The sequence below is a fragment of the Erwinia artemisiae genome (genome assembly GCF_051400835.1).
Classification (GTDB): domain Bacteria; phylum Pseudomonadota; class Gammaproteobacteria; order Enterobacterales; family Enterobacteriaceae; genus Erwinia; species Erwinia aeris.
The window spans coordinates 104089-116991 of record NZ_JBLFFM010000003.1 but is presented as its reverse complement, the minus strand read 5'-3'; the positions used below and the strand labels follow the sequence as shown (position 1 = coordinate 116991).

The window sequence follows — 12903 nt, the reverse complement described above, 5'->3', positions numbered from 1 at the left end:
ACTTTATAACCCCATTTCGCTTTTTTTTCTGTCCGCTCTTAGCCAGCGGAGTCTTTAGGGTCGTCGTTTAGCTGTCGCCGCTTCGGGGGCGCAGAAAGCACGTTAGATTGTCGAGGAGTTTGAATGCGTCGTTATGCAGTCTGGTTCACCACGCTGTTTCTGCTTTTTACCTTCTGGAGTCCGCTGAGCCAGGCACAGTCAGGCTGGCAGCCGATCCCTGAAGCTATCCGCAAAAGTGAAAAAGATCCGCGCCAGTATCAGGCGATCAAACTCGACAACGGCATGACGGTACTGCTGGTTTCCGATCCGCAGGCGACAAAATCCCTGTCGGCGCTGACGCTGCCCATCGGCTCGCTGGACAACCCGCGTAACCAGCAGGGTCTGGCGCACTATCTTGAGCATATGCTGCTGATGGGGTCAAAACGCTATCCGCAGCCGGATAATCTGGCGGAGTTCCTGAAAAAGCACGGCGGCAGCCACAATGCCAGCACGGCGTCCTACCGCACGGCTTTCTACCTGGAAGTGGAAAACGATGCGTTGGCCCCGGCGGTGGATCGGCTGGCGGATGCCATCGCCGAACCGCTGCTGGATCCGGTTAATGCCGATCGCGAGCGCCATGCGGTGAATGCGGAGCTGACGATGGCGCGCTCGCGCGACGGCTTGCGCATGGCGCAGGTCGGCGCGGAAACGCTGAATCCTGACCATCCCAGCTCGCTTTTTTCCGGCGGCAACCTGGACACGCTGAAAGACAAACCGGACAGCAAGCTGCACGATGCGCTGAAGGATTTTTATCAGCGCTACTATTCGGCCAACCTGATGAAAGCGGTGATTTACAGCAATAAGCCGCTGGCGGAACTGCAAAAAATCGCGGCCACTACCTTTGGCAGAGTGGCGAACCACAATGCCGCAGTGCCTGCGATTACCGTGCCGGTGGTGACGGATCAGCAGAAAGGCATTGTGATCCACTACGTGCCGGCCCAGCCGCGCAAGCAGGTCAGGATCGAGTTTCGCATCGACAATAACAGCGACCAGTTTCGCAGCAAGACCGATACGCTAATCGCCTATCTGATCGGCAATCGCAGCAAAAATACGCTTTCCGACTGGCTGCAAAGCCAGGGCCTGGCCGATTCTATTGATGCCGGCGCCGATCCGGTTATCGATCGCAACGGCGGCGTCTTTTCCATCTCTATTTCGCTGACCGATCGGGGGCAGGCAAACCGCGATCGGGTGGTGGCCGCCGTGTTCAGCTATCTGAACAAGCTGCGTAACGAAGGCATCGACAAACGCTATTTTGATGAAATGGCGCACGTGTTGGATCTGGACTTCCGCTATCCGTCGATCACGCGTGACATGGACTATATCGAATGGCTGGTGGATACCATGCTGCGCGTGCCGGTTACCGACACGCTGGTCGCGTCCTATATCGCCGATCGCTACGATCCGCAGGCGATTAAAGCGCGTCTGGACGGCATGACGCCGCAGAACGCCCGGATCTGGTTTATCAGCCCGAACGAGCCGCACAATAAGACCGCCTATTTCGTTAATGCGCCTTATCAGGTCGATCGCATCACGCCGGAGCGTTTTGCCGCCTGGCAGAAGGAAAGCGCGGCTATTTCGCTGGATTTGCCCGTGCTGAATCCCTATATCCCGTCTGATTTCACGCTGATTAAACCGGCGCAGCAGGTTGACCGTCCGCAGACGCTGGTTAACCAGCCGGGCCTGCGCGTGTTTTATATGCCAAGCCGCTTTTACGCGGACGATCCCAAAGCCAACATCACGCTGGCGCTGCGGAATAAAGAGGCGATGAGTACCGCCAAAAATCAGGTACTGTTCGGCATGAATGACTACCTGGCAGGCCAGGCGCTGGACGAGCTGAACTCGCAGGCTTCGGTTGGCGGCATCAGCTTCTCCACCAGCGAAAACGACGGCGTAACCTTTAACGCCAGCGGCTTTACTCAGCACCTGCCGGAGCTGATGCAGACGCTGCTGAAACAGTACGCCAGCTATCAGCCAACGCAGCAGCAGCTGGATCAGGCGAAGTCCTGGTATCTGGAGCGTCTGGACGCCGCCGAAAAAGGGAAGGCCTTCGAGCTGGCTATTCAGCCCGCGCAAATGCTGTCGCAGCTGCCCTATACCCAACGCAGCGAGCGCCGTAAGCTGGTGGCCGGTATTACGCTGGCCGATCTGAAGAATTACCGCAGTATGCTGTTGGAAAAAGCGACGCCGGAGCTGATGGTGGTCGGCAATATGACGCCGGAAAGCGTCAAGGCGCTGGCGACCACGCTGAAAGCGCAGCTTAACTGCGAAGGGCAGAGCAGCTGGCACAGCGATTATCTGACGGTGGATAAAACGGCAAACGCCAATTTACAACAGGCCGGCAGCAGCACCGATTCCGCGCTGGCCGCGCTGTACGTGCCGCTCGGCTATGAAGAGTTCGACAGCATCGCCAGCAGCGCCATGCTCAGCCAGATTGTGCAGCCGTGGTTCTATAACCAGCTGCGTACTGAGGAGCAGCTTGGCTATGCGGTATTCGCCTTCCAGATGCCGGTTGGTCGCCAGTGGGGCATCGGCTTCCTGCTGCAAAGCAACGTTAAGCAGCCCGCTTATCTGCTGCAGCGCTTTGAGGCGTTCTATCCGACGGCGGAAAAGCGCCTGCGCGAGATGAGCAAAGAGGATTTCGCCCAGTATCAGGCGGCAATGATCAACGAGCTGAAGCAGCGTCCGCAAACGCTGGATGAAGAAGCGGGCCGCTACAGTAAAGATTTCAACCGGCAGAACTACCGCTTCGACACACGTGAAAAAGTGGTTGCCCGTATTCAGGCGCTGACGCCAGAGAAGCTGGCGGCCTTTTTCCACGATGCGGTCAGCAAACCGCAGGGCCTGACGCTGCTGTCGCAGATCTCCGGCAGCCAGCACGACAAGGCCGACTATGCGAAGCCGGCGGGCTTTACCACCTGGCAGGAAGTGTCGAAGCTACAGCAATCTTTTCCGGTGCAAAGCGATAAATGAAGGTCCAGCGTCTCGATCCCCTGACGCTGCCGCTGAAAGGCGAAAGGCTGATAGAAGCCTCGGCGGGCACGGGGAAAACCTTTACCATCGGCCTGCTCTACCTGCGTCTGCTGCTGGGGCTGGGCGGCGAAGCGTCGTTCGGGCGGCCGCTGTCGGTTGAAGAGATCCTGGTGGTGACCTTTACCGAAGCGGCCACCGCAGAGCTGCGCGGCCGCATCCGTGAAAACATCCACCGGCTGCGTATCGCCTGCGTGCGCGGATATACGGCTGACGGCGTGCTGGCCCAGCTGCTGACGGAAATCGACGACCTGCCGCAGGCGGCCGCGCAGCTGCTGGCCGCAGAACGGCAGATGGACGACGCCGGGATTTTTACCATCCACGGCTTCTGCCAGCGCATGCTGAACCTGAACGCCTTTGAGTCAGGCATGCTGTTTGAGCAGCAGCTGATTGAGGATGAGTTTCCGCTGCGCCGTCAGGCCGCCGCCGACTTCTGGCGCCGCTACTGCTATCCGCTGCCGCTGCCGATAGCGCGGGTAATGACCCAGATGTGGCAGGGGCCGGAGCAGCTGCTGACCACGCTGCTGCCCTGGCTGAACGGTGAAGCGCCGGTTCTGAAATATCCGCTTGATTTGCAGGAAACCTTTAGCGAACGTCACGACAAAATTATCGCGCAGATCGACGGCCTGAAAGCGGCCTGGCTGGCGGCCGGTAATTTGCACGATCTGATCGCGCAATCGGGCGTGGATAAGCGAAGCTACAGCAGTAAGCACTTACCTAACTGGCTGGACAAGCTGAACCAGTGGGCGATGGCGGAGACGCTGGACTATCTGTTTCCCAAAGAGCTGGAACGCTTTGGCCAGCGCGTGCTGCATGAAAAAACCAAAAAGGGCGAGCCGCCGCAGCATCCGCTGTTCGAAGAGATCGACCGTTTTCTGGCCGAGCCGCTGTCACTGCGCGATTTAGTGATCGCCACCGCGCTGGAGGAAATCCGCCAGGCAACCCAGAAAGAGAAGCGCCAGAACGCGCTGCTGGGGTTTGATGATTTGCTACAGCGCCTCGACAGCGCGCTGCGGCAGCCGGGCGGCGAGGCGCTGGCGCAGGCGATCAGAACCCGCTATCCGGTCGCGCTGATTGATGAATTTCAGGATACCGACCCGCAGCAGTACCGTATTTTCCGCGGTATCTACGGCCAGCAGCCCGACAACGCGCTGCTGCTGATTGGCGATCCCAAACAGGCGATTTACGCTTTTCGCGGCGCGGATATTTTTACCTATATGAAAGCGCGTGGGGAAGTCAGCGCTCACTACACGCTGGAAACTAACTGGCGCTCGTCGCCGATGATGGTTAACAGCGTTAACCAGCTCTTTTCCCGCATGCAGGATCCCTTTCTGTTCAGCGAAATTCCCTTTATTCGCGTTGAGCCAGCCGCGCCCAACGCCGCGCTGAGCTTTACCGTTGAGGGCAAGGAGCAGCCCGCGCTGCGCTTCTGGCTACAGCCGGGCGACGGCGTGGGCGTGACGGAATATCAGCAGTTTATGGCGCGCCAGTGCGCGGTGGATATCTGCCGCTGGCTGAGCGCGGGACAGCAAGGCACGGCGCAGATCGGCAAGGGCAACGAGCTGCGGCCGGTGCAGGCTTCGGACGTCACCGTGCTGGTGCGCAGCCGCAGCGAAGCCGCGCTGGTACGGGAAGCGCTCAACGCCCTGAATATTCCCTCGGTCTACCTTTCCAACCGCGACAGCGTGTTCGCCACCCAGGAAGCGCGTGAAATGCTGTGGCTGCTTCAGGCGGTGCTGGCGCCGGAGCAGGAACGTATTCTGCGCAGCGCGCTCGCTACCAGCATCTTCGGGCTGGATGCGCCGACCTTGCAGGATCTGAGCGAGGACGAGCGCAAATGGGATGCGCTGGTGGATGAGTTCGACCACTATCGTCAGCGCTGGCTGAAGCGGGGCGTGCTGCCGATGCTGCGCGAGCTGATGGTCAACCGGCAGATTGCGGAAAACCTGCTGGCTTCGGAAAGCGGCGAGCGCCGCCTGACCGATCTGCTGCATCTGGGCGAGCTGTTGCAGGAAGCTTCCGCGTCGCTCGACAGCGAGCACGCATTGGTGCGCTGGCTGGCGCAGGAAGTGGCGCAGCCCAACGGGCAGTCGGCCAGTCAGCAGCTGCGGCTGGAGAGCGATCGCCACCTGGTGCAGATCGTCACTATCCATAAATCGAAAGGTCTGCAATATCCGCTGGTGTGGCTGCCGTTTGTTGCCAACTATCGCGAAGCGGCCACGGGCATCTATCACGATCGACAGAATTATCAGGCGCTGCTGGATCTGCGCGAGGACGAGGAAAGCCTTGAGCTGGCCGAACAGGAGCGGCTGGCCGAGGATCTGCGCCTGCTCTATGTGGCGCTGACGCGCTCCGTTCATCACTGTAGCGTGGGCGTTGCGCCGCTGATCAAAGGCAACCGTAAAAAAGAAGGCAACAGCGATCTGCACCGCAGCGCGCTGGGCTGGCTGTTGCAGCAGGGCGAACCGGCTGACGCCACCGCGCTACGCGAGCAGCTGCTTACAATGCAAAACGAGGCGGTAGAAACCGTGCTGGCGGAGACGCCGGAAAGCGCTCCCTGGCAGCCGCAGCGGCACGCCTTACACGCGCTCAGCAGCAAAGCGATGGCGCGCAAGCTGCGCGACGAGTGGCGGGTGACCAGCTATTCCGGGCTACAGCAGCACGGCCATTCCGTCACGCTGGATCTGCTGCCGCGCCTGGACGTTGACGCGGCGGGCGAGGCGCAAAGCCAGCAGGCTGCGCAATTGACGCCGCATACTTTTCCTCGCGGCGCGGCGCCGGGCACTTTTCTGCACGGCCTGTTTGAAAACCTCGACTTTACCCAGCCGGTGGATGAAGCCTGGCTGAGCGAACAGCTTGCCGGACAGGGGCACGACCTTGCCTGGCTGCCGGTGATGAAACAGTGGCTGGAAAACGTGCTGACCACGCCGCTGAATGAAACCGGCGTCAGCCTGAGCCAGCTACCGGCGGAAAGCCGTCAGGTGGAGCTGCAATTTTATCTGCCCATCAAACAAATGCTGATGGCGGAAAAGCTGGATCGGCTGGTGCGCCATTACGATCCGCTGTCGGCCGGCTGCCCGCCGCTTAACTTTCAGCAGGTGCAGGGAATGCTGAAAGGTTTTATCGATCTGGTGTTTTGCTGGCAGGGAAAATATTATCTGCTGGATTATAAATCCAACTGGCTGGGCGAGTCGGGCGAGCACTACACGCCGGAAGCGATGGCGGAAGCGATGCGCGCGCACCGTTACGATCTGCAATATCAGCTTTATACGCTGGCGCTGCATCGCTATTTGCGTCATCGTCTGGCTGACTACGATTATCAGCGCCACTTCGGCGGCGTTATCTATCTTTTCCTGCGCGGCGTGGACGGCACGGCGCGTGAAAACGGCATCTTCCGCACCTGCCCGGAAGCGGCTTTTGTGCAGTCGCTCGACGCGCTGTTTGCCGGGGAATTTCAGGAGGAACTATGGCCATAGCGCAACTGCTGCTCTCCGCCTGTGAGGCGCGACTGCTGCGTCCGTTGGACGTGCAGTTCGCCCGCATGGTGGCGGGCGACGATCATCCCGCGCTGATGCTGGCTGCGGCCTGCGTCAGCGCCGAAGCGGGCGAGGGGCACGTGTGCCTGCCGCTGACGCATCTCAGCGAAGCGCTGCTGTTCGGCGGACGCCATCCTGAGCTGGCCGGTCAGCTGTGGCAGGCCGTTGGCGAGCCGGACTGGCATCACCTGCTGTCATCGGCGCAGGCCGTGGGCGACGGCACGACGGCAACGCCGCTGGTACTGCATCAGCAGCGGCTCTATCTGCATCGCATGTGGCAGTCGGAAGGGCAGGTGGCGCAGTTTATCGTGCGTGAAGCCCATACGCCCTTTGACGAACAGCGGCTGCGCAGCGCGCTCGACAGGCATTTTGGCGAGCAGCCGGATAACTGGCAGAAAATCGCCGCAGCGGTGGCGATCACGCGGCAAATTGCGGTGATCTCCGGCGGGCCGGGAACGGGCAAAACCACCACGGTAGCCAAACTGCTGGCGACGCTGCTGGAGCTTTCTTCCGGCTCGCTGCGTATTCGCCTGGCCGCCCCGACGGGTAAAGCGGCGGCGCGGCTGACCGAATCCCTGGGCAAAGCGTTGCAGCGGCTTGAAGTCAGCGAAGCGGAAAAACAGCGTTTTCCTGCCGAGGCCACCACGCTGCATCGCCTGCTTGGCGCGGTGCCCGGCAGCCAGCGGATGCGCTATCACGCGGGCAATCCGCTGCATCTGGATCTGTTAGTGGTGGATGAAGCTTCTATGGTGGATTTGCCGATGATGGCGAGCCTGATCGCCGCGCTGCCGCCGCACGCCAGGGTGATCTTTCTGGGCGATCGCGACCAGCTTGCCTCGGTGGAAGCGGGCGCGGTGCTCGGCGATATCTGCCGCTGCGCGGAGTCCGGCTACAGCAGCCAGCGCGCGGAAATGCTGATGCGCCTGACCGGCTGCGAGATTGCAGGCCAGGAGGACAAGCTGGCGCCAGCGGTGCGCGACAGCATTTGCCTGCTGCGTAAAAGCTACCGTTTCGACGCCTCATCGGGCATCGGGCAGCTGGCGCTGGCGGTCAACGCGGGCGATATCCGTCAGGTTGAAAAAGTATTTAACGCGGATTTTGCTGATATTACCCGCTTTACGCTGAGCAGCAGCGCAGAGTATCAGCATCTGCTGGACGCCAGCGTGGCAGGCTATCGCGACTATCTTGAGCAGATTGCCGACCAGGCGGAACCTCGCCGGGTGATTGAGGCGTTTGGCCGCTTTCAGCTGCTGTGTGCGCTGAGGGAGGGGCCGTTTGGCGTGTTCGGACTTAATGAGCGTATTGAGGCCGCCTTGCAGAAAAAACGGCTGATCCAGCGCCAGCCGGGCAGCAAATGGTATATCGGCAGGCCGGTAATGATCGCCCGCAACGACAGCGCGCTGGGGCTGTTTAACGGTGATATCGGCATTGCGATGAACGATGCGGAAGGCGCGCTGAAGGTGTTCTTCCCGCTGCCCGACGGCAGCATTCGGGCCGTGCAGCCCAGCCGCCTGCCGCCGCATGAAACTGCCTATGCGATGACCGTGCATAAATCACAGGGCTCGGAGTTTGATCATACGCTGCTGGTGCTGCCGAATCAGTTTGCGCCGGTACTGACGCGCGAGCTGGTTTACACCGCCATCACCCGCGCCAGAGAACGCCTGACGCTGTATGCGGATAATCAGGTGCTGAACAGCGCGGTGAAGATGCGCACGCGCCGCCGCAGCGGCCTGGTGGAACGGCTGGCGGGGTAAAGTGAGAAAATAGCTGACTTGCTTAATCTGACATTACAACGTTATGCCTGTCAGACATCTTCTTTCTGCAACTAAACAGCTCGGTAATGCTAACCTGATGTTCGGCTAACTTTTTGTAATCGTTCAAACAAAGCCCGGGTTTCACGGGCTTTTTTGCAGAGTTCACGATCGATAAATCTGTCGTCAAGCTCATAATCTTTTCTGTTCGCACTAAGAAATATATAAAGCTGTTCGAGAATTTTATAGAGAGGGATATTCTGACGTGTCTGGATACGTCGCCAGGCACTGTGCTGCGTAAGTTGGATGAAACTGTCTAAAAAGCGTCTGGCGTGACGAAAGTGCTCAAACTCGAACTTATCCAGTAAAAAATAGAATACGGGAAGCATCAGGCTCTTAATCCGAAGGCTTTCAGTTTCTGTATCGGGCTTGATTTTTTCGGCAATATTAGCGAAACGCGATCTCATACAGGCAACAGGATTAAGCACTCTGACCAGATCATGGCTTTCCGGCACGCCGGATTTTATATGACGCGTTATAAATGGTTCTGTGTTTAACAGCAGCTTTTCACCGGTGAACTCGTCATGCTGAAAGCCGGAAGGCCTGTCTATAATATCGATAATATTTTCACGATATTGAATATCAGCATTAGAAAACAGGCGTCCGCCAAACTCTTTTATCTTTGCCGTGTCTCGATCAATCAGTGAAAAAATTGCGATAGACGGAGGGGTAAAAGGTTCCTGAAATTTCGGTTCGATATTAAGCGCTTTACCTATACCGATCACATTTCTTTTTCTGGAAACATAATCGATATCCACAGAGCGAAGTGCGCGTTCGTCTGGTTGCTCGGTTGCGGGGTAAAGTTCCTGATAATAAGATGCCCAATAAAAAACAGCCTGACCGCCGACCGTAATTACCGGATCCTGTAGTTCATTCGCATGTGCTATCAGCTCATGATTCAGTAGGTAAACCTGCTCAGAAGTGGGAATGTGTAGTTCTGCCATAGCGTTAACCAACAAAAATTAAAAAAGATGTCGATAGCGGATGGGCTCAGTAAAATAAAGTCAGTGAGGCAAATCAGGCAGTTGAGTTAATCATTATTAATACAAAAATAACCATCCCGAGGAGGGTTTATTTTCACTATGCAAAGCTAACGTTAGCCCGACGAGAAGACTTACGACTGGCGCTATAGCAGGGCTTTTCACTCAAAGGTTGAGGAGCAAGCTGGCCTTTGTTAAGCGCTTTCATACGCTCTGCATAGACCTGATGTTGTTTTTCTTTAAGCTCACGCGGCGACATAGCTAAATCCTGCTCTGGAATAATGACGGGGTCGTCAATGCATAACTGGTTAAATATTACGCCACACCTGCGATGAGTTCAACTGCCTCCACGGCTGATTTAATCGTCCCCTGGAGGCAGGTACATAGCTTTTTCGCTACGCCATCCGCGCATGGCTCAGATCGGCCATCAGCACCTTTGAGCGGCGCTGGTAGTTATACATCTGCTTTTTGCTTTCCGGCAGCTCTTCGATATCGACCGGCGTAAAGCCGCGCTCCTGGAACCAGTGAATGCTGCGCGTGGTCAGCACAAACAGCTTTTTCAGCCCCATCTGCCGCGCCTGCAGCGCCACTCTTTCCAGCAGCGCTTCGCCGCGCGACGAGCTGCGGTAGTCCGGGTGTACCGCGACGCAGGCCATCTCGCCGATTTTCTCTTCCGGGAAAGGGTAGAGCGCCGCGCAGCCGATGGTGAGGTTATCCCGCTCGATAATCGTAAATTTGTCGATTTCGATCTCTAACTGCTCGCGCGAGCGACGCACCAGAATGCCCTGCTGCTCCAGCGGGCGGATCAGCTCAAGGATGCCGCCGATGTCGTTGATGGTGGCGCGGCGGATCTGCTCGGCGCTTTCCATCACAATCTGCGTACCGATACCGTCACGCGAGAACAGTTCCTGCAACAGCGTGCCGTCCTCCTGATAGCTAATCAGGTGGCTGCGGCGCACGCCGCTGCGGCAGGCCTTCACCGCGCCGCGTAAAAAGCGCACGGTCGCAGACAGATAGTCATGGCCTTCTTCCAGCTCGATAATGCGCTGCTGCGCTTCGTTCGGGAACAGCTCGGAGATAATTGCGCCTTCGCTGTCGGTCACGCCCTGTTCCGCGCAGAAGCCGATCATTTTTTCCGCCTTCAGCTTGATCGCCAGCTGGGTGGCGACTTCTTCCGAGGTCAGGTTAAAGCTCTCGCCGGTCACGGAAACGGCAACCGGCCCCAGCAGCACGATAGCGCCGCTGTCGAGCTGACGGTGAATAGCCTCTTCATCGATGCGGCGGATACGGCCGCTGTGGCAGTAATCCACGCCGTCATCCACGCCCAGCGGCTGCGCGATAATAAAGTTGCCGCTGACGACGTTGATATGCGCGCCCTGGAGCGGCGTGTTGTTGAGGCTCATCGACAGGCGCGCGGTGATATCCAGCTGTAAACGGCCTGCCGCCTGCTTGACCAGCTCCAGCGACTGCGCGTCGGTGACGCGGGTATGCTTGTGATAAACCGGCTCCAGCTGATGCTCCGCCAGATTGGCGTCAATCTGCGGCCTGGCACCGTATACCACCACCAGGCGAATGCCGAGGCTGTGCAGAAGGCCAATATCATTAACGATGCTTGAGAAGTTATCATGCTCGATGGCTTCGCCGCCCAGCATAATGACAAACGTCTTACCACGATGGGCATTGATATAGGGCACGGTATGGCGAAACCCCTGAACCAGCTCGGTACTCCGTTCCTTCACGGCAAACCCTCTATGAATTATTATTCGATAAAAATGTATTTTTATTCTTTTATCGCGTGGGCGCAAGTGCCAATTTTCAACCTTCTCTTTAACGTAGCTTAACGCTGCGGCCCGTGAAGGGCTTTTGGGGGTGACACCGGCAGCAGGATTCGCTACAGTTTTGCGCCTGGTGGTTTTTTGGTTTTATTTTTCTTTACAAAACAGCAATTTCTTACTGGAGTGGCATGTCTGATTTACCTTCGCCCGGCCGACGTCGCTGGCTACAGGGCGCTGGCGCAGCGCTGCTGCTGAGCGTCAGCAAAGCGGGACTGGCGGCAAGCAGCCATATTGTGGCCGTGCGCATCTGGCCGTCTTCAACCTATTCCCGCGTCACGCTGGAATCCAATACTCCGCTGAAATATAAACAGTTTGCGTTAAGTCATCCTGAACGCATAGTGGTGGATATCTCCGGCGTGCACCTGAATCAGACCCTGCATCAGGTCGGGCATCTGGTGCGCAGCGACGATCCCTATATTAAAAGCGCGCGCGTCGGCCAGTTCGATCGCCATACGGTGCGGCTGGTGCTGGAGCTGAAGCAGAGCGTGACGCCAAAAGTCTTTACGCTCGATCCGGTCGCCGGCATCAAAAACCGCCTGGTGCTGGATCTCTATCCGGCCAGAAACCGCAGCCATAACCATGAAGACGATCCGCTGCTGGCGCTGTTGCAGGATTACAATAAAGGCGAGCTGGAAAGCGGCCAGCCCGCTTCCGCGCCGTTGCCCGGCAAAGCGGGGCGGGATCGTCCGATTATTATCATGATCGATCCCGGTCACGGCGGCGAAGATACCGGTGCTATCGGCAAGCATAAAACCAAAGAAAAGGACGTGGTGCTGAAAATCGCCCGTCGGTTGAAAGCGCTAATCGATAAGCAGCCCAATATGCGCGCGCATATGACACGCAGCGACGACGTATTTATTCCGTTGAAGGTGCGGGTGGCAAAAGCGCGCAGATTACGCGCCGATCTGTTTGTTTCTATTCATGCCGATGCCTTTACCAGCCGGGCGGCGCGAGGCTCTTCCGTGTTCGCGCTGTCGACTAAAGGCGCAACCAGCACCGCCGCGCGCTATCTGGCGCAAACGCAGAACGAATCGGATCTGATCGGCGGCGTCAGCATGAGCGGCGATCGCTACCTTGATCACACTATGTTCGATATGGTACAGAGCCTGACCGTTAACGACAGCCTGAAGTTCGGCAAGGAAGTGCTGGGACATATGGGCAAAATTAATCATCTGCACAAGAAGAAGGTGGAGCAGGCGGCTTTTGCGGTGTTGAAAGCGCCGGATATTCCTTCCATTCTGGTGGAAACGGCTTTTATCAGTAATCTGGAGGAGGAGCGCAAACTGCGTACGGCAGCGTTCCAGCGTCAGGTGGCGGAGTCGATTCTGGCAGGGATTAAAGGCTATTTTGCCCACGGCGCACCGTTAGCACCAAGATAGGAAAGCGGGCGGCGACAGGTCGTCCGATAAAATAAGAAAGTTGCAACGCCAGAAACAAAAAAACACCCGAAAGGGTGTTTAGTTGGTTGCGGGAGCCGGATTCGAACCGACGACCTTCGGGTTATGAGCCCGACGAGCTACCAGGCTGCTCCATCCCGCGTCCGATGCTGACGCTTCCATCACGGCAGACTTTTTTACTACTACATTTTCCTGAGAAAATGGTTGCGGGAGCCGGATTTGAACCGACGACCTTCGGGTTATGAGCCCGACGAGCTACCAGGCTGCTCCATCCCGCG

General features: G+C 57.8%; 6 protein-coding genes and 2 tRNA genes. 4 read left to right on the top strand and 4 right to left on the bottom strand.

Annotated elements, in window-relative coordinates:
• Positions 1-123: 123 nt before the first annotated feature.
• The 3 genes from ptrA to recD are packed head-to-tail and all read left to right on the top strand — an operon-like array spanning position 124 to position 8356.
• Entirely contained in the window at positions 124-3009 is a 2886-nt protein-coding gene (gene ptrA, locus ACMGEE_RS08405) for a pitrilysin (RefSeq protein WP_253458770.1), read from the top strand.
• Positions 3006-6542, top strand: coding sequence for an exodeoxyribonuclease V subunit beta (recB, locus tag ACMGEE_RS08400; protein WP_436829883.1), 3537 nt, complete (start codon positions 3006-3008; stop codon positions 6540-6542). The genes ptrA and recB overlap by 4 nt, the downstream gene beginning before the upstream one ends.
• Positions 6533-8356: an exodeoxyribonuclease V subunit alpha gene (gene recD / locus ACMGEE_RS08395; protein WP_369895930.1), complete on the top strand. Its 1824-nt coding sequence runs from the start codon at positions 6533-6535 to the stop codon at positions 8354-8356. The genes recB and recD overlap by 10 nt, the downstream gene beginning before the upstream one ends.
• Before the next feature lie 89 nt (positions 8357-8445).
• Here the strand turns inward: recD and ACMGEE_RS08390 are convergent, their stop codons facing one another.
• On the bottom strand, positions 8446-9357 hold the full coding sequence (locus tag ACMGEE_RS08390; protein WP_436829882.1) for a hypothetical protein: 912 nt from the start codon (positions 9355-9357) through the stop codon (positions 8446-8448).
• A gap of 431 nt (positions 9358-9788) precedes the next feature.
• Positions 9789-11132, bottom strand: a complete 1344-nt coding sequence (gene argA / locus ACMGEE_RS08385; RefSeq protein ID WP_253458786.1) for an amino-acid N-acetyltransferase — start codon at positions 11130-11132, stop codon at positions 9789-9791.
• 224 nt (positions 11133-11356) lie between these two features.
• Here argA and amiC point away from each other — a divergent pair, with 224 nt between their 5' ends.
• A complete protein-coding gene (gene amiC, locus ACMGEE_RS08380; RefSeq protein WP_253458789.1) occupies positions 11357-12607 on the top strand; it encodes an N-acetylmuramoyl-L-alanine amidase AmiC in 1251 nt (416 codons plus the stop codon).
• An 83-nt stretch (positions 12608-12690) separates the two neighbouring features.
• Here amiC and ACMGEE_RS08375 read toward each other — a convergent pair.
• A tRNA-Met gene (locus ACMGEE_RS08375) sits at positions 12691-12767 on the bottom strand.
• Positions 12768-12826: 59 nt separating this feature from the next.
• Positions 12827-12903: transfer RNA gene (locus ACMGEE_RS08370), tRNA-Met, on the bottom strand.

Excerpts from the sequence above, each read along its gene's own strand:
- ptrA (WP_253458770.1), top strand. The coding sequence starts at position 124 with ATGCGTCGTTATGCAGTCTGGTTCACCACGCTGTTTCTGCTTTTTACC.
- recB (WP_436829883.1), top strand. The coding sequence starts at position 3,006 with ATGAAGGTCCAGCGTCTCGATCCCCTGACGCTGCCGCTGAAAGGCGAA.
- recD (WP_369895930.1), top strand. The coding sequence starts at position 6,533 with ATGGCCATAGCGCAACTGCTGCTCTCCGCCTGTGAGGCGCGACTGCTG.
- ACMGEE_RS08390 (WP_436829882.1), bottom strand. The coding sequence starts at position 9,357 with ATGGCAGAACTACACATTCCCACTTCTGAGCAGGTTTACCTACTGAAT.
- amiC (WP_253458789.1), top strand. The coding sequence starts at position 11,357 with ATGTCTGATTTACCTTCGCCCGGCCGACGTCGCTGGCTACAGGGCGCT.